This is a genomic window from Flavobacterium sp. (assembly GCF_031423415.1).
Taxonomy (GTDB): Bacteria; Bacteroidota; Bacteroidia; order Flavobacteriales; family Flavobacteriaceae; genus Flavobacterium.
This window is the reverse complement of the sequence record NZ_JANPFL010000015.1, coordinates 39,918-58,083: the sequence shown is the minus strand read 5'-3', so window position 1 is coordinate 58,083 and position 18,166 is coordinate 39,918. Positions and strand designations below refer to the sequence as shown.

The window sequence follows — 18,166 nt, the reverse complement described above, 5'->3', positions numbered from 1 at the left end:
TTTTATGAATCCAAATATAGTTAAAAACAATTCACAACAATCCATTTTGCACTAAACCACTAAAAAAAAATGCCAAGAATTTAAAGCAAAATTCTTGGCAAATAAATGATTTCTACACAAAAAAATTAGACTTTTTTAAGGTTCAATTTACTGTTTTTATAACCATAACAAAAGTAGAATACTAGACCTATTAACAACCAAACACCGAACCATTTCCAGTTTGAAACTGCCATTCCGGTTAGTAAATAACAGCAAGAAATCAACCCTAGTAACGGGATCAATGACAAGTTTTTAAGGAAGGAAATTACAGCCATTACAACACACAGAATAAAGAAAATGACCATAGTACAATTTGTAGCTAATTTTTCTTCAGAAAAATCGAAAGTATCATTGAAAAATGTTGGGAACACATAATTTATTAAAACCGATGACCCAATTACCATAGCTGGAAAAATGAATTTTGAATTAATATATGGAATTCTGAATTTGCCTTTTGTTTGGCGGTCTGCAAGTTCGGCTTCACTTTGAGGTGACAACATTAAAACTCCACCGCAAACTAACACAAATGCAAACAATGTACCTATGCTTGTAAAGTCCAAAACAAAATTCTCATCGGTGAAGAAAATAGGAATACCAACAACTAAACCAGTTACAATTGTTGCAAATCCTGGCGTTTTATATTTTGGATGAATTTGAGAAAATTGCTTCGGCATCAATCCGTCACGGCTCATCGTCATCCAGATTCGAGGTTGACCCATTTGAAAAACTAGTAATACACTTGTCATCGCAACAACGGCAGCAATCGACACGATAAACAACATCCATTTCACGCCTTTTAAAGCAAAAATTTCGGCCAGCGGATCGCTCACACCAAGCAATGTATACGACACCATTCCGGTAATTACTAATGCTAGAACGATATACACTACTGTGCAAACTATTAGTGAATAAATCATTCCTCGTGGTAAATCACGTTGCGGATTTTTACTTTCTTCTGCCAAGGTCGACACCGCATCAAATCCAATATAGGCAAAAAATACTGCCGAAACTCCGCCCATAACTCCTTTGAAACCATTTGGCATAAATGGTGTCCAGTTCTCAATATCGATGTAAAAAAAACCAACAATTATGACCAAAGCGATAATAAGCAATTTTATGGTTACCATAATATTGCTGATATTTTTTGATTCTTTCGTGCCTCTGTAAACCAAATAAGTAATTAGCAAATTGATTAAAACCGCAGGTAAATCAAAAATAATTCTCAATCCGTTAATCATTGGCGCATTTTGCCAGGCTGCAATTCCCTCTTTAGACACCACTATACCTTCGGCTGAATCTCGTGCTGATTGATAATTAATAGTTAACCAATCTGGTAAATGAATAGAAAAAGTTTCTAATAAATTTGTAAAATAACCACTCCACGAAAAAGCAATGTAAATGTTTCCAATAGAATATTCCATTATTAAAGCCCAGCCAATTATCCAAGCAAAAATTTCACCAAAAGAAACGTATGCATAAGTATAGGCACTCCCTGAAATCGGTACACGCGAAGCAAATTCAGCATAGCACATCGCAGTAAAACCACAAGCAATGGCACAAATGATATACAATATGACAACTCCTGGCCCACCCGAAAAACAAGCGTTTCCTATCGCACTAAACGTTCCGCCACCGATAATGGCTGCAATACCAAAAAATGTCAAATCTTTAACCGTTAAAACTTTGTTTAATTCTGAGTGATCACCGTCTCCGCCTTGTTGAACAGCTACTTTTGTAGATTTCCTTCTAAATAAACTTGAAAAAGCCATTTTGTATATTTTTATCGTTATTAACCAATTCGTTGTGAATTTTACAATATAATTTTAATTAAATTGAATATGTTCTTAAAAATTCAAATATATAGAAATAGTATCAATTAACGTGAATCAAGAGTTGAATTTATTGAATAGAACAGAATAATAAGTTTTTTAAACCGTAAAGATTGCCTGTCAAATGCGACTATATTTTATATTTCAAACAATCTCTCAAAATTGTCACTGGATGAAGGGCTTTTCTGTTGGTACCGTCAAAAATTTGGTGACGGCAACTAGTGCCAGCTGCTGCAATGACAGTATCAGAATTTGTTGAGCGGATTTTAGGGAACAAAGTATCTTCACCCATTTGCATACTGATGTCATAATGTTCTTTCTCGTAACCAAAAGATCCTGCCATTCCACAACAACCCGAATTGTATATGGTTACAGAACTATTCTTGGGTAAATTCAGCATTGCAAAAGTAGCTTCAACAGAACTCAAAGATTTTTGATGACAATGTCCGTGGATTTTTATGGTTTTTTCAACATCAGAGAATTGTTCGGAATGAATTTTTCCGGCAGTGATTTCTTTCTTGAAAAACTCTTCGATAGTAAGCGCATTTTTGGAAATTTTTTCAGCTCCTTCATTGTCTTTTGCTAATCGAATATATTCATCCCTAAAAGTCAATATTGCCGAAGGTTCAATTCCAATCAATGGTGTGTCTTCCGAAATTAAATCCTTAAAGATTGCCACATTTTTATTGGCAATAGCCTGTGCTTCTTCCAGAAAACCTTTAGAAATGTAAGCTCTTCCGCTTTCTTCGTGATTGATTACCACTACTTCATAACCTAATTTCGTCAATAATTCAAAGGCGTCAATTCCGACAGAAACATCATAATAATTGGTAAATTCATCACAAAAAAGATAAACTTTACCGTTTTGGATCTTGGCTCTTGGCTCTTGGCTCTTGCACTCATCCTTGTACCATTTTCTAAAAGTAGTTTTGGCCAATAAAGGAACTTCTCTTTGGGTTGCAACTCCCAAACTTTGTTTTACAATTGGCAGATTTACCACAAAATTTGTAAAACTTGGAAGCAAACTTCCCAATTGATTTAATTTAGAATTACTAGCAAAAATTCGGTTTCGAATAGAATAGCCATTTGCTTTTTGATATTGGTACAAAAATTCAGCTTTTAGCGCTGCAACATCGACATTGCTTGGACATTCGCTGGCACAAGCTTTGCAACTCACACACAATTCGAAAACTTCATATAATTCTTTATGATTGAATTTGTTGTCTTTTTCGGAATTTGTCAAATATTCTCGCAACGCATTGGCTCTAGCACGCGTCGTATCCTTTTCATTTAAAGTCGCCCGATAACTGGGACATAAAGTCCCGCCAGCCGAAGGTAATTTTCTGCAATCGCCAGAACCATTGCATTTTTCAGCCAAACGCAAAACGCCCAAACTATCCGAAAAATCTTGAATGGTTTGAATTTCCGGTTCTACTCTACCCGCTTCCACTCTCAGATTTTCGTCCATTTTAGATGTATTGACGATTTTCCCAATGTTTAAAATAGCATTGGGGTCGAAAGCAGATTTTATTCTTTTTAATAATTCATAATTTTTGTCGCCAATCATAAACGGAATAAATTCGCCACGAACGATTCCGTCGCCGTGTTCACCACTTAATGAACCTCGGTATTTTTTGACCAAAAGTGCTACTTCAGTGGCGATAGTTCGAAAAAGTACAACGTCTTCTTTTTTCTTTAAATTCAAAACGGGTCGCAAATGCAATTCTCCTGCTCCAGCGTGAGCATAATAAATCGCATCTTGATTATAACGCTTCATCATTGCAGCAAATTCTGCAATGTAATTGGGCAAATCACTCAATTCTACCGCAGTGTCTTCAATTGAATCGGCAGCTTTATTGTCGCCAACGATACTTCCTAAAAGACCTAAACCTGCTTTTCGCAGTTCGATGATTTTATTAATATCTTCTCCATATAATTTTATCAGTGCATAACCAAAATTACCATCTTGCAAATCGTCAATTAAAGCATTGGCTTGATTTTCGGCATCAATCATTGAATCCGAAGCGACTTCAAACATCATTATCGCTTTGGGATTTCCTTCTATAAAAAGTCGGTTTTTAGATTGTTCTCGATTGTTTTTAGTACAATCTAAAATGGTGTCGTCCATCATTTCGCAGGTGTACAAATGATGTTTCATCGCCACAACGACAGCTTCTAGACTTTCTTGAACAGTATGAAAATGAGCAACTACCATCACATTATTGGATGGTGGTAAATCATCTACTTTCAAAGTGATTTCTGTGGTGAAAGCTAAAGTTCCTTCGCTCCCACAAAGTAATTTTCCCAAATTTATTGTTGGTTCCAAACCTGAAAACAAATCTGATTTTAATAATAAATCAACGGCGTATCCTGTATTTCGACGATGGATTTCTGGTTTTGGAAACTCCTTGACAATTTCTTTTTGGTTTTCTACATTCGAAAGTTCTTTATAAATTGTATGATAGATTTTGCTTTCGAGTGAATTCCCTTTTGTCTTTTCAATAAAATCATTCGAGGAAATTTCGTTAAAAACTACCATTGAACCGTCACTCAAAATGGCTTTGATCTCGACAATCTTATCCCGAGTCACTCCATATCTAATGGATGTTGTTCCAGATGAATTGTTGCCGACCATTCCTCCCATCATACAGCGATTGGAAGTAGAAGTATTGGGTCCGAAAAATAATCCGTGAGGTTTTAAATACAAATTCAGTTCATCGCGAATGACTCCGGGTTGTACCGTTATTGTTTTTTTATCAGCATCAAATGAAATAATACTGGTAAAATATTTTGAAACATCTACAATAATTCCACTCCCAACGGTTTGCCCTGCTAATGAAGTTCCAGCTGTTCTTGGCGTAAGAGAGATTTTATATTGGGTCGCAAACTGCATCAACTTGACAATATCTTCGTTAGTTTTTGGAAATGCTACTGCAATCGGAATCATTCTGTAAGCGGAAGCATCGGTAGAATAGATGGTTTTATGAAGTTCATCAAATAAAAGTTTTCTCTCTAAAGATTCTGATAATTGCTGTAATTGAAATTGGGTTGGCATAACTAGAATTATATTGTGGACAAATATAAATATATAGCGCTTTAAAATTTTATATTTCAAATAAGAAAGAAAGAAAATTTAAAAAGCTAGCAGTAAAGAACTCAACTTATCTTCAAAATCGAGGAAAGAAACTTGGCAAAGAAATTGCAACAATTAATAAAGTTGAATATTATCAAAAATTTATAGGATACATTTCACTAAAAAACTACTTTTGACTTTTACATAATTAGATTACAAATGATTAAAAACAAGTCTTTGCTGTTGGTATTTTTACTATGCATTTTTTCGTTTTTGAATGGAAATTCACAAGAAAAAGTAACAAATCCCAAAAACGAATTTAGAGCTGTTTGGATAGCTACTGTTGCCAATATTGACTGGCCAAAAGCGGGAACTGATTCTATCGAAAAACAAAAAGCCGATTTTATAGCAATTTTAGATGCGTACAAAAAGCTAAATTATAATGCCGTAATTGTTCAAATTAGAAGCTGTGGAGATGCTTTTTATCCAACCCAATTAGCTCCTTGGTCACGCTATTTGACCGGAAAAGAAGGACAAGCACCACAACCCTATTATGATCCTTTGGCTTGGATGATTGAACAAGCGCATCAAAGAGGTTTCGAATTTCACGCTTGGCTAAATCCATATAGAGCTACGATGGATACCAAAAAAGAAAAACTAAGTAAAGAACACGATTTTTTCAAACATCGGGATTGGATGATTAAATATGGTGAAACTGGAAAAGAAAAATATTACTATAATCCAGCATTGCCCGAAGTTCAAAGTCATCTTACAGCTGTTGTGGAAGAGGTGGTGAAAAACTATGACATCGATGCCATTCATTTTGACGATTATTTTTATCCTTACAGAGTGACCGGAAAAGTTTTTAATGATGCTGCTTCTTTCAAAAAATATAGTTACAAACAATCACTTGAGGATTGGAGACGTGACAACGTAAATTCCTTTGTAAAAAATATTTATTTTTCCATAAAAAGAATCAAACCTTGGGTACAATTTGGCATCAGCCCATTTGGAGTTTGGCGCAACAAATCAGTAGATCCTAGAGGTTCAGACACGCAAGCCGGACAAACCAATTATGACGATTTATATGCCGATCCTATCGCTTGGATGGAAGGAAAATACATAGATTATATGTTGCCACAATTGTATTGGAGCATTGATCATAAAACAGCTTCTTATGCGAAATTAATAAAATGGTGGGCAGCAAATACAACAAATTCAAATCTTTACATAGGAAATGGAAGTTATAAAATAAAAACTGATTCTGATAAAAAATGGTTTATTCCAGCGGAAATTCCTAATCAAATTGATTTAGCCAGAACCTATTCTAACATTCAAGGGAATGCCTATTTTAGTGCCAAATGTTTTGTAAACTGCAATAGTGATGTGGCGAACTTGCTTGAAAACAATCAATATAAATACCCAGCGATTCCTTTTCCGGTGCCAAGTTCTGTTAGAACTGGCAATGAAAGACCTCTAATAAACACCTATAACAAACAAGGGAATTCATACCAGTTTTCGTTCAAAAAAACCCAATCCGAACAGATTCGATACATTGTAGTTTATAGTGCAGAAAACAATATGAGAATAGATAGTAATAATCCTAGACAGATTGTCGAGAAAGTATTTATAGATGCAAAAAATGAGTCGATTAAATACTCCATAACGAAGGACAAATTAAATAATGCTAAAAAAGTGGCGTTTACTTTTATTGATTTTTATGGTAATGAAAGTGTTCCAGAAATTGTCAATTTAAACACCGAAATCAAACAAAACTAATATGACGAACTCGAAAACAAAAAATGAGCCTTGGTTTTGGATTCCTTTACTAAATTTTGCTTCAGGTTTTCCGTATGTAATCATTATTTCGGTGTCGGTATTGATGTACAAAAATCTCGGAATCAGCAATGAAGACATCGGACTTTATACCAGTTTATTATATTTACCTTGGGTGATCAAACCACTTTGGAGTCCGTTTATAGATTTGCACGGAACCAAACGCAACTGGTTTTTAAGTATGCAATTATTCATTTCGATTGCGTTTCTAATTGTCGGTTTTATTATTCCAACAAGCAATTTCTTTATATTGAGTTTGGCTATTTTTTGGGTAGCAGCATTTGCCTCAGCATCGAATGATGTAGCGAGTGATGGTTTCTATTTATTGGCTTTAACCAAAGACCAACAATCTTTCTTTTTAGGAATTCGAAGTACTTTTTACAGAGCCTCAATGCTCACCGGAAACGGATTGATCATTTTATTAGCCGGTTATTTAGAACATCGATATGGTGACAACCAAAAAGCCTGGTCTTACACAATGATTTTTGTTGGATTAGTAATGACTTTTTTAACAGTTTACAATTATTTTGCCACTCCAAAAACAGAATTACTTATAGCATCAGGAAAAGCCGAAGAGAAAAATTTCGCCACAGTTTTTGCTAGTTTTTTCAAAAAGAAACAAATTGGATTAATCCTTGCTTTCATCCTATTATTTCGTTTGGGCGAATCACAATTACTAAAAATGTTGACTCCCTTTTTAGTAGATAAAACGGATGTCGGCGGCTTAGGTTTAGATACCGAGGATGTGGGTATTATTTATGGAACCTTTGGGCTAATTGCTCTTACTATTGGCGGAATCCTAGGCGGAATTGCTATTTCTAAACAAGGATTAGGAAAATGGATGTTACCAATGATTTTAACGATGCACTTGCCTATTCTTGGTTTTGTACTGTTAGCTTTATTCCATCCCGCTTCGGTTTATCATATTTATGCAGTCGTTATCTTGGAACAATTTGGTTACGGATTTGGTTTTGCAGCCTTTATGATGTACTTAATTTACGTTGCCGATGGCGAATCAAAAACTTCGCATTATGCTATTGCAACAGGTTTTATGGCTTTGGGAATGATGCTTCCCGGAATGCTGAGCGGTTATATTCAGCAGTATTTAGGGTATGACAATTTCTTTATTTGGGTATTTTTGGCAACTATTCCTGGCATTATTTTGTCGCGTTTTTTAATTTTTCCAAAGGATTTTGGTAAGAAAGTAGAGTAATTATTTTGCCAAAAAGTAAAACACAAAGAACTAAAGATACTTTATAAGCCAACAATTTAATGTCAAATATAAAATTGAACTTTAAAAAAATAGTGCTAAATTTAAGGCTACAAAAATAGTACCGCTATCATACCATTATAATTGGATTAAAAATAGCTTTTATAATGTGTTTATTTTCATACATCACAGCATAAATTTTTAAATCGATGACATTAGAACAAAAAGTTGGGCAATTCTTTTTTCCCGCCGTTTTTATCAACGACACCGAAGAAAATTTTCAAGAAATTGAACGTTTAATCAAGCAACACAACATTGGCGGATTAACCTTTTTTCATAGTCGCGCCAGCGCTGCGACCAACTATGAAACGCCCATAAAAAAGGCATTATCCGATTTTAAAAATGGTGTTCCTGACGATCCTAGGCAAAAAATAAATTTTTCGGAAGAATCTAAGAAAACAGTCGAACATAACGATAATAGCTTTGAACGTTTAAAAGAACTCGTTGTCCGTTTCCAAAAATGTGCTACCACACCACTTTTGATGAGTATTGATGCCGAATGGGGTTTGGCAATGCGAGTCGAAAACACACCACAATATCCTTATGCTATTTCCCTTGGCGCTTTGCCAGAAAGATATGAATATTTGGCTTATGAAGTAGGAAAACGAACTGGCTTAGATTTGAAAGCAGCAGGGATTTATTACAATTTAGCGCCTTTGGCCGACATTAATAATAATCCCAACAATCCCGTCATTGGCTATCGTTCGTTTGGTCAAGACAGAGAAAGAGTTTCTAATTTCACCTCAGAATATTTACGTGGATTAAATGAAGTTGGCGTTTTAGGATGCTTAAAACATTTTCCTGGACACGGAAATACCAGCGTTGATTCGCATTTGGGATTACCGGTTTTAGAGGAAACTTTAGAAGAATTAATGCAAAACGAATTGGTTCCCTTTATAAAGGGAATCGAAAATAATGTCGATTCAATTATGATTGGTCACTTGGCAGTTCCAGCTTTAAATGATGGAAAAAACACATCAGCAACCTTATCAAAACCAATTATTAAAGGATTATTGAGAACGCAATTGGGTTATGATGGTTTGGTTATTTCCGATGCTTTGAATATGCACAGCGTTTCCAAATTATATGAAACTATAGGTCAACTTGAATGGGAAGCTTTCAATGCAGGAAATGATGTATTGTGTTTTGCTGAAAATGTAGCCGAAGGAATTCAAGAAATTCTCAAAAATGCCTCGCCTGAAAGAATCGAAGAGAGTTTCAACCGATTGATAAAATTAAAGCAAAAAGCGGGAATTTTAAACGGGAATTTTGCTCCAAAAGGCGAGTTTGATTTTGAAGCTACTTCTATTTTAAATCGTCTAATTGCTGATAAAAGTACCACCAAAATTAAAGACAACAACAATAGTTTATATTTATTTGAAGCTAAAAATAATGAAAAACTAGCCAAATTAAGTCTATACAAGGATACTCACAATATCTTTTTCAAGTCATTATCTATAGTGCTTCCATCGCCACTATTTGCTCTCGAAACTGAAGATAAAAATGCTATTGAAAAACTAACAGAAGAGTTAAAAGATTTTGATACCATCCTAATTTCTCTTTTTGTCCCAAAAGCAAAACCTTTGAATAATTTTGATATGGACGAAACTACACTAGCTTTCTTGAGTGAATTATTTTCTAATAAGAAATGTATTTTGTACGTTTTTGGCAATCCTTATGCCTTACAAGTGATTCCTAATTTAAAATCCACCTTAGGCATAATGCACGTATATCAGGATTTTCGTGAATTCCAAGAAAGTGCTGCACGACAATTACTAAGAAATTCAAGATGTAGAGGTACTTTGCCAGTTGAAATTAAAGGGTTTTAGGGTAAAATAAAAGGTGAACTGTTTCCAATTCACCTTTTTTTATTTTAAACTAATTATTCAAAATTAATTCAAATCAAAGCGATCTAAATTCATTACTTTATTCCAAGCTGCAATAAAATCGTGAACAAATTGTTCTTTTGCATCTTCACAAGCATACACTTCGGCGATGGCTCTTAATTCAGTGTTTGAACCAAAAATTAAATCAACACGCGTTCCAATCCATTTGATGTCTCCAGTTTTTCTATCGCTTCCAATAAAAGTTTCACTTGATTCTGTTACAGATTTCCAAGTCGTACTCATATCTAATAAATTCACAAAGAAATCATTAGTTAAGGTTTCTGGTTTGTTGGTGAAAACTCCTGTTTTAGATTGATCAAAATTGGTGTTTAAAACTCTCATTCCTGCTACTAACAAAGCCATTTCTGGTGCTGTTAATGTCAATAGTTGCGCTTTATCAATTAATAATTCTTCCGCAGAAACTGTAAATTCTGTTCTAGAATAATTTCTAAATCCATCAGTCTGGGGTTCTAAAACATCAAACGATTCAACATCGGTTTGTTCTTGAGAAGCATCGGCTCTACCAGCTGAAAATGGAACTTTTACATCAAAACCTGCGTTCTTAGCTGCTTGTTCAACACCAACACATCCACCCAAAACAATTAAATCTGCAATAGATACTTGTTTATTTTCGGTTTGAGAAGAATTGAAATTACTTTGAATTTTTTCTAGAACAGCTAAAACTTTAGACAATTGAGATGGATTATTTACTTTCCAATCTTTTTGTGGTGACAATCGTAAACGACCACCATTGGCGCCACCACGTTTGTCTGAACCTCTAAAAGTAGAAGCCGAAGCCCAAGCTGTCGAAACTAATTCTGAAATAGACAATCCTGATGCATCAATTGACGATTTTAAATTATTGATATCACCTTCATTAATTATTTGATAATTTACGTGCGGTATTGGGTCTTGCCAAATTAATTCTTCTGTTGGAACTTCTGAACCTAAATACAAAGTTTTTGGTCCCATATCTCTATGTGTCAATTTGAACCAAGCTCTTGCAAAAGCATCATTAAATTGATCTGGATTTTCTAAAAATCGTCTGGAAATTTTTTCATAAGCTGGATCCACTCGCAAAGCTAAATCGGTTGTCAACATAAACGGTTGATGCGTTTTTGAAGCATCGTGAGCATCTGGAACGGTTCCTGCGCCACCATTATTTAAAGGTTTCCATTGGTGTGCGCCAGCTGGGCTTTTGGTTAATTCCCATTCAAAACCAAATAAATTTTCGAAATAATTATGACTCCATTTGTTAGGCGTTGTTGTCCAAGCACCTTCCAATCCGCTTGTAATAGTATCGCCGCCGTGACCAGTTCCAAAATTATTTTTCCAACCTTGGCTTTGCATTTCAATTCCCGCTGCTGCGGGTTCTAATTCAATATATTTACTAGGATCTGCTGCACCGTGCGTTTTTCCTAAAGTATGTCCGCCAGCAATAAGCGCTACCGTTTCTTCATCATTCATTGCCATTCTGGCAAATGTTTCTCTTATGTCTATGGCAGATTTTAATGGATCAGGATTTCCGTTTGGTCCTTCTGGATTCACATAAATTAATCCCATTTGCACTGCTGCCAATGGATATTCTAAATCTCTTTCACCAGAATATCGGTTATCGGCAAGCCATTCTCTTTCAGAACCCCAATAAATATCTTCTTGTGGTTCCCAAGTATCTACTCGACCGCCGCCAAAACCAAAAGTTTTAAATCCGGCAGTTTCAAGAGCACAATTTCCCGCCAAAATCATTAAATCTGCCCAAGAAACTTTCTTGCCATATTTTTGTTTTATTGGCCAAAGCAACAATCGTGCTTTGTCTAAATTGGCGTTATCAGGCCAACTGTTTAATGGTGCAAAACGTTGACTTCCTGCTCCTGAACCACCACGACCATCAGATGTTCGATACGTTCCTGCGCTATGCCAAGCCATTCTGATAAAAAACCCAGAATAAGTTCCGTAATCTGCTGGCCACCAATCTTGAGACGTGTTAATTAATTCAAAAATATCCTTTTTTAATTCAGCTAAATCAACCGATTTGAATTCCTTTGCGTAATCAAAATCTTTATTCATCGGATTTGAAAGCGATGAATGTTGGCGAAGAATATTCAACCTTAATTGATTTGGCCACCAATCACGATTAATTGGTCCTTTGCTATTCATCTGTTTGATTTTCGCATTTTCCATATTAATTGGTCCACCAAGAGCATCGCCACCAAACGGGCATTTGCTTTCAGCGTTCCTATTATAGGATGTCTTACTAGGGTCTGCGTTATTTTCCATAATGTAATTAATTTTAATTTCAACGTAAATTTATTAAAAAAAAACTTTTCCAAGGTCAATTTCCATAAATAAAAACTATAGTTTGATAGAATGTTTTTTTCACAATCGTCTTATTCTAAATAGATATAAAATGAAAATAATTAAATTCTGTTTATTATAATTTTATTCTATCACGTGATAATTATTTAGTGTAATAATTGGAATGAAATTACTATTACTTAAAACTACCTTTGCAAAAAATTTAACACTAAAAAATATCATTATGTCATTAGTAGGAAAAAAATTCCCAAGCATTGCAGTAGATGCCATCTCAGAAATGGGAGATAACTTAAAAATTAATGTTTTTGAAGAAGCGGTAAACAACAACAAAAAAGTATTGCTTTTTTGGTATCCAAAAGACTTTACATTCGTTTGCCCTACTGAATTGCACGCTTTTCAAACTGCCTTGCCAGAATTTGAAAAACGGAATACAATAGTAATTGGCGCATCTTGCGACACAAACGAAGTACATTTCGCTTGGTTAAATACAGCAAAAGATAACGGAGGAATCGAAGGAGTAACATACCCTATTCTTGCAGATACAAACCGTAATTTGTCAAACATTCTTGGAATTCTTGACATCGAATCTACTAGTTATAGCGATGAAACAGACTCTATAATTGTTGAAGGTTCAAATGTTACTTTTAGAGCCACTTATTTAATCGATGAAACTGGAAAAATTTTCCATGAAAGTGTCAACGATATGCCATTGGGTAGAAATGTAAATGAATATTTACGAATGGTTGATGCATATACACACATTCAAGAAAAAGGGGAAGTTTGCCCTGCCAACTGGGAAGCTGGAAAAGAAGCAATGACTGCTGATAGAAAAAGTACCGCAGAATACTTGAGTTTAAACTAAAATTAATAACAATAATTTCAATTGCAATGTCAAAAATAAATTGCAATTTTAATGTAAAAAACGAATAGGGTTTTTACAAAATACTATTTTAAATTAAAAATTTACATTTTAATTATAGCGACTATAATATTGATTTTTGACATTGAAATTGACATTAAAACTTAAAAAACTATGTTAATCGAATTAAACGAAGATACATTACAAGATTTAGTCTCAAAAAACGAAAAAGTGGTCGTTCAATTCTCAGCCTCTTGGTGCGGAAATTGTCGTATTATGAAACCAAAATTCAAAAGATTGGCTTCAGAAAACGAAAACTTGACTTTTGTTTTGGTTGATGCTGAAAATTCTCCAGAATCCAGAAAAATGGCCAATGTTAGCAACTTACCTACTTTCGCCACTTTCGTAAACGGAAAATTGGTAAACGAAACCCAAACCAATAAGGCCGAAGTCTTGTCCGAATTGGTAAACGAAATTATTTAAAAGTTTATAGTTTTTGGTTTAGTGTTTATTGTTGAGCCACAAACTATAAACCATAAACTATTAACAACAAACAACTAAAATGAAACTACCCATAATCAAACATTTATCCCAATTTATTGAAGAAAATGACCAAGATTATTTAGTTGAAGCTATCGAAGTTTTAGAAGCCTTGACCGAAGTTTCTTCCTTGAAAGATGAAGAATTAGACGTTATTGGTGAATTAATTTCGAATATGTACGGCGCTCTCGAGGTACACAAAATGACTAAAGATGGAATGGACAAAAAAGAAGCTTTGAATACTTTTATGAAGCGAGTTTTAGGTTCTATTGATAAGTAAAGTACGGGTTTTGCAACTTTATCCTGTGTTTAAAATATCACTTTATTTAAAACGCTTTCAGCAACGAGAGCGTTTTTTTTATAAATTAGCAAATCATAAATTCAAAATCGTAAATCGTAAATAAATTTTCATACTTTTGAACCTCATTAAATAAAATACATTATGGCTTCTATTACATTAGGTGGAAATCCAGTCCACACTTCAGGAGAATTACCGAAAGTTGGCACGAAACTAGCTGATTTTAAATTAGTAAAAAACGACCTTTCAATTGCTACTTTAAGTGATTTTGCAGGTACAAACTTAGTTCTGAATATTTTTCCAAGTATTGATACTGGAACCTGTGCAACATCTGTAAGAACTTTTAATGCCACTGCTGCTCAATTAGAAAACACAAAAGTATTGTGTGTTTCTAGAGATTTGCCTTTTGCTCAAAAACGTTTTTGTGGCGCCGAAGGAATCGAAAACGTAATTAATTTATCTGACTTTAAAGACGGAATTTTTGGTAAAACCAACGGTTTAGAAATCGCCGATGGCGTTTTAGCCGGTTTGCATTCCAGATGTATTATTGTTGTAGATGCCAGTGGATCTGTACTTTATACCGAACAAGTTCCGGAAATTGCAAACGAGCCTAATTACGAAGCTGCCTTAGCGGCACTTTAATTTCGAATGGAATTTCAGAAAGACAGTTCTTTCTTTAGCGGAAGATTAAAAAGCGTTTCATTTGCTGTGAAAGGTGCTGTAAAATTAATTACCACCGAGCATAGCGTAATGGTTCAGTTTTTTATTGGTATAGTAATGACAATTCTTGGTTTTTATCTCCATATTACTACAACAGAGTGGCTTTTTCAGACATTAGCAATTGGTTTAGTAATGAGCGTTGAAGGTATCAACACAGCTGTTGAAAAAATAGCCGATTTTATTCATCCTAATTTTCACGAGAGAATTGGATTTATAAAAGACATTGCCGCTGGTGCCGTATTCTTTGCAGCACTTACTGCAATTGCAATTGGATTAATCATTTATGTACCCAAATTTTTATAGAAAATAGTTCAATCAATAATGGCAAAAGCAACAAAAGCAGTTACTCCAGACAAGAAATCTGATTCCAATGCTGTAGCAAAAAAATCCTGGGAGTTTACAAAACAACACAAAACTGTTTTGGGTTCGCTCTTAGTATTATTTTCAATTGCTTTATTGCTAGCTTTTATTTCTTTTTATCTTTACGGTCAAGCCGATCAAAGCGCTGTGAATCAATTGTCGGATAGAAACGAAACGGTTCAGAATTGGTTGGGAAAATTTGGCGCCTATCTAGCGGATTTAATGGTTTATAAAGGTTTTGGAATCGCTTCTTTTATATTTGTTCGATTATTTTTCTTAACAGGTGTTTTTTTAGTACTTGATATTTCTTTAAAAAAGCTCAAAAGAATCTGGTTTTGGGATTTATTTGTTATCATAATTCTATCTGTTTTATTTGGTTTTTTTGCCACTTCTTTACCCGAATTGGGAGGAACTATTGGTTATGAATTAAATTTATTCTCTCAGGATTACATTGGAAAAACTGGAACATTACTCGTTTTGTTTTTCGGACTGATAATCTATTTGATTTTTAAAATTAAAGTATCTCCCGAAAAAATAAAATCCTTTTTTGAAAGCACTAAAAAAGAAATTAATAGTGATTTAAATACGAATACTTCAACTATAGATTCCAGTGCCTATAATCTTGAAGAATATGCCGTTGAAGAATCAGAAGAGGATGAAGAACTTGAAGGAATCCACCTGAAAACGGTGGGTTCTCAATTCGAACTCAACAAAGAAGCTTTAAAACCAACTATTAGTAATCCTTCGGAGATTACTTTGAAACCGCTTCCAAAAGAAGTAATGCTACCGCCTTTGCATTCGCCAGAAATTATTTTAACGGATGATGATCATTTTGTGATTGAAAAAGCTCCTGAGGAAGATATTATCGAAGAGAATTTAGCTTCAAAACTAGTAGCCGATTTTGGATTATTTGATCCAACATTGGATTTATCCAATTACAAATACCCAACAATCGATTTATTAAAAGAATATTCTACTGGCGGAATCACCATTAATCAGGAGGAATTAGAAGAAAATAAAAATAAAATTGTTGAAACACTTCGCAATTACAAAATAGAAATTGCGCAGATAAAAGCCACTGTTGGACCGTCGGTTACTTTGTATGAAATCGTGCCAGAAGCCGGAATTAGAATTTCGAAAATCAAGAGTTTAGAAGACGATATTGCCTTGTCGCTTTCGGCATTGGGAATTCGTATTATTGCTCCAATTCCTGGAAAAGGAACTATCGGGATTGAGGTTCCCAACAAGAATCCTACGATGGTTTCGATGAAAAGTGTGATTGGTTCAGCCAAATTTCAAGAAGCTGAAATGGAATTGCCCATTGCTTTAGGAAAAACCATTTCGAATGAAACTTTTGTAGTCGATTTAGCGAAAATGCCCCACTTATTGATGGCTGGAGCAACCGGACAAGGAAAATCAGTAGGTTTGAATGCAGTAATCACCTCTTTACTATACAAAAAACATCCTGCTGAAATCAAGTTTGTTATGGTCGATCCTAAAAAAGTGGAGTTAACACTTTTTAATAAAATCGAGAGACATTATCTTGCCAAACTTCCTGATAGTGATGATGCAATTATTACTGATAATGCTAAGGTAGTGAACACATTGAACTCGCTTTGTGTCGAAATGGATAATCGTTATTCTTTGTTGAAAGATGCGATGGTGAGAAACATCAAAGAATACAACGAAAAATTCAAATCCAGAAAATTGAATCCAGAAAACGGACATCGATTTTTGCCCTATATTATATTAGTTGTCGATGAGTTTGCCGACTTAATTATGACAGCAGGGAAAGAAGTTGAAGTTCCTATAGCAAGATTGGCACAATTAGCAAGAGCGATCGGAATTCACCTAATTATTGCCACACAAAGACCGTCGGTAAATGTAATTACAGGACTAATAAAAGCCAATTTCCCCGCTAGAATCGCTTTTAGAGTATCCTCAAAAATAGATTCCAGAACTATTTTAGATACACAAGGAGCAGATCAATTAATAGGTCGTGGGGATTTATTGTATACCAATGGTAATGACATGGTGCGAGTGCAATGTGCTTTTGTTGATACTCCTGAAGTAGAAAAAATTGTAGATTTTATAGGTTCTCAAAAAGCGTATGCAACAGCTTATTTACTTCCAGAATTCGTTGGAGAAGAAAGTGGCATTAATCTTGATATGGATATTTCCGAAAGAGATACTTTATTCAGAGAAGCTGCTGAAATAATTGTGATGGCGCAACAAGGTTCTGCTTCTTTACTGCAAAGAAAACTTAAATTAGGCTACAACCGGGCAGGAAGATTGATAGATCAAATAGAAGCCGCTGGTATTGTTGGTCCTTTTGAAGGCAGTAAAGCACGAAGTGTAAACATTCTTGATATGAATGCTCTTGAACAATTTTTCAACAATGAACAAAATTAAAATAAAAATGAAATCGAAGATTATTTCATCCGTTCGCCTTTTAGGCTCGGGTCACGAATTCCAAATAAAAATTAATAAAAGTGTGAGTAAACAGGTTTTAACAATTACCATATTACTCTTATTCAGTTTTTCCATTCAGGCGCAGGACAGCAAAGCAAAAGACCTTTTGAATAAGGTTACTACAATAGTAAAAGGATACGATAATATATTTATCGATTTTAAATACAGTCTGAATAATGCTAAGGAAAATATTAATCAAGACAGTAAAGGAAATGTGACCATGAAAGGAAATCAGTATATTTTGAATTTTATGGGAGTTACCAAGATTTATGACGGCAAAAAGAACTACACCATTGTTCCTGAAGATGAAGAAGTTACTATTTCATCCGTTAATGAAAAAGATGATAGCGCCATCACTCCATCAAAGATGCTGACCTTTTTTAATTCGGGTTATAAATGCACCATGGATAAATTAGAAGACATCAAAGGTAGAAAAATTCAATATGTAAAATTGGTTCCTACAAGTTCTAAAGACCCGAGAAGAGAAATACTGTTGGGTATTGATGTTCAAACCAATCACATTTACAATTTGATTGAAACCGGCAAAAAAGGAACAAAAACCACATTAACCGTTAATTCTTTTAAAACCAATCAACCTTTGTCGAAAAATCAATTTACATTTGTTGCGAGTAAATATTCAAATTACTACATCAATAAATTAGATTAAT

At 34.4% G+C, this 18,166-nt stretch carries 13 protein-coding genes; 10 read left to right on the top strand and 3 right to left on the bottom strand.

Annotation, left to right across the window (positions count from 1 at the left end; translation table 11 throughout):
- Positions 1–125: 125 nt before the first annotated feature.
- Positions 126–1,808: an amino acid permease gene (locus RMO83_RS01635; protein WP_310557924.1), complete on the bottom strand. Its 1,683-nt coding sequence runs from the start codon at positions 1,806–1,808 to the stop codon at positions 126–128.
- A gap of 190 nt (positions 1,809–1,998) precedes the next feature.
- On the bottom strand, positions 1,999–4,923 hold the full coding sequence (locus tag RMO83_RS01630) for an FAD-linked oxidase C-terminal domain-containing protein (RefSeq protein WP_310557923.1): 2,925 nt from the start codon (positions 4,921–4,923) through the stop codon (positions 1,999–2,001).
- Positions 4,924–5,160: 237 nt separating this feature from the next.
- Between RMO83_RS01630 and RMO83_RS01625 the strand changes: the two genes are divergently transcribed.
- The 3 genes from RMO83_RS01625 (at position 5,161) to RMO83_RS01615 (ending at position 9,876) form a co-directional block, all read left to right on the top strand.
- A complete protein-coding gene (locus RMO83_RS01625; protein ID WP_310557922.1) occupies positions 5,161–6,720 on the top strand; it encodes a family 10 glycosylhydrolase in 1,560 nt (519 codons plus the stop codon).
- Between the two features lies 1 nt (position 6,721).
- A complete protein-coding gene (locus RMO83_RS01620) occupies positions 6,722–7,990 on the top strand; it encodes an MFS transporter (RefSeq protein ID WP_310557921.1) in 1,269 nt (422 codons plus the stop codon).
- 206 nt (positions 7,991–8,196) lie between these two features.
- Positions 8,197–9,876: a glycoside hydrolase family 3 N-terminal domain-containing protein gene (locus RMO83_RS01615; protein ID WP_310557920.1), complete on the top strand. Its 1,680-nt coding sequence runs from the start codon at positions 8,197–8,199 to the stop codon at positions 9,874–9,876.
- Positions 9,877–9,939: 63 nt separating this feature from the next.
- Here RMO83_RS01615 and katG read toward each other — a convergent pair whose 3' ends face one another.
- Positions 9,940–12,210, bottom strand: a complete 2,271-nt coding sequence (katG, locus tag RMO83_RS01610) for a catalase/peroxidase HPI (RefSeq protein ID WP_310557919.1) — start codon at positions 12,208–12,210, stop codon at positions 9,940–9,942.
- Between the two features lie 262 nt (positions 12,211–12,472).
- Between katG and RMO83_RS01605 the strand changes: the two genes are divergently transcribed.
- The 7 genes from RMO83_RS01605 (at position 12,473) to RMO83_RS01575 (ending at position 18,165) form a co-directional block, all read left to right on the top strand.
- Positions 12,473–13,111 carry a peroxiredoxin gene (locus RMO83_RS01605; RefSeq protein ID WP_310557918.1) on the top strand — a complete coding sequence of 213 codons (639 nt, stop codon included), beginning with the start codon at positions 12,473–12,475 and terminating at the stop codon, positions 13,109–13,111.
- Positions 13,112–13,282: 171 nt separating this feature from the next.
- Positions 13,283–13,591, top strand: coding sequence for a thioredoxin family protein (locus RMO83_RS01600; RefSeq protein ID WP_310557917.1), 309 nt, complete (start codon positions 13,283–13,285; stop codon positions 13,589–13,591).
- 79 nt (positions 13,592–13,670) lie between these two features.
- Positions 13,671–13,928 (top strand): DUF6952 family protein, encoded by a 258-nt coding sequence (locus tag RMO83_RS01595; RefSeq protein WP_310557916.1) that lies wholly within the window; start codon positions 13,671–13,673, stop codon positions 13,926–13,928.
- 162 nt (positions 13,929–14,090) lie between these two features.
- Positions 14,091–14,588: a thiol peroxidase gene (tpx, locus tag RMO83_RS01590; RefSeq protein ID WP_310557915.1), complete on the top strand. Its 498-nt coding sequence runs from the start codon at positions 14,091–14,093 to the stop codon at positions 14,586–14,588.
- Between the two features lie 6 nt (positions 14,589–14,594).
- The gene (locus tag RMO83_RS01585) at positions 14,595–14,969 is read left to right on the top strand and encodes a diacylglycerol kinase family protein (protein ID WP_310557914.1); all 375 of its coding nucleotides are present in this window, start codon (positions 14,595–14,597) and stop codon (positions 14,967–14,969) included.
- Positions 14,970–14,987: 18 nt separating this feature from the next.
- Positions 14,988–17,438, top strand: a complete 2,451-nt coding sequence (locus tag RMO83_RS01580) for a DNA translocase FtsK (protein ID WP_310557913.1) — start codon at positions 14,988–14,990, stop codon at positions 17,436–17,438.
- A complete protein-coding gene (locus RMO83_RS01575; RefSeq protein ID WP_310557912.1) occupies positions 17,425–18,165 on the top strand; it encodes an outer membrane lipoprotein carrier protein LolA in 741 nt (246 codons plus the stop codon). Before RMO83_RS01580 ends, RMO83_RS01575 begins: the two co-directional genes overlap by 14 nt.
- The last annotated feature ends 1 nt before the right edge of the window (position 18,166 follow it).

What these genes read in the sequence shown, in the direction of transcription:
- RMO83_RS01620 (WP_310557921.1), top strand. Translation starts at nt 6,722, where the DNA reads ATGACGAACTCGAAAACAAAAAATGAGCCTTGGTTTTGGATTCCTTTA.
- RMO83_RS01595 (WP_310557916.1), top strand. Translation starts at nt 13,671, where the DNA reads ATGAAACTACCCATAATCAAACATTTATCCCAATTTATTGAAGAAAAT.
- tpx (WP_310557915.1), top strand. Translation starts at nt 14,091, where the DNA reads ATGGCTTCTATTACATTAGGTGGAAATCCAGTCCACACTTCAGGAGAA.
- RMO83_RS01635 (WP_310557924.1), bottom strand. Translation starts at nt 1,808, where the DNA reads ATGGCTTTTTCAAGTTTATTTAGAAGGAAATCTACAAAAGTAGCTGTT.
- RMO83_RS01625 (WP_310557922.1), top strand. Translation starts at nt 5,161, where the DNA reads ATGATTAAAAACAAGTCTTTGCTGTTGGTATTTTTACTATGCATTTTT.
- RMO83_RS01615 (WP_310557920.1), top strand. Translation starts at nt 8,197, where the DNA reads ATGACATTAGAACAAAAAGTTGGGCAATTCTTTTTTCCCGCCGTTTTT.
- RMO83_RS01630 (WP_310557923.1), bottom strand. Translation starts at nt 4,923, where the DNA reads ATGCCAACCCAATTTCAATTACAGCAATTATCAGAATCTTTAGAGAGA.
- RMO83_RS01580 (WP_310557913.1), top strand. Translation starts at nt 14,988, where the DNA reads ATGGCAAAAGCAACAAAAGCAGTTACTCCAGACAAGAAATCTGATTCC.
- RMO83_RS01605 (WP_310557918.1), top strand. Translation starts at nt 12,473, where the DNA reads ATGTCATTAGTAGGAAAAAAATTCCCAAGCATTGCAGTAGATGCCATC.
- RMO83_RS01600 (WP_310557917.1), top strand. Translation starts at nt 13,283, where the DNA reads ATGTTAATCGAATTAAACGAAGATACATTACAAGATTTAGTCTCAAAA.
- RMO83_RS01585 (WP_310557914.1), top strand. Translation starts at nt 14,595, where the DNA reads ATGGAATTTCAGAAAGACAGTTCTTTCTTTAGCGGAAGATTAAAAAGC.
- RMO83_RS01575 (WP_310557912.1), top strand. Translation starts at nt 17,425, where the DNA reads ATGAACAAAATTAAAATAAAAATGAAATCGAAGATTATTTCATCCGTT.
- katG (WP_310557919.1), bottom strand. Translation starts at nt 12,210, where the DNA reads ATGGAAAATAACGCAGACCCTAGTAAGACATCCTATAATAGGAACGCT.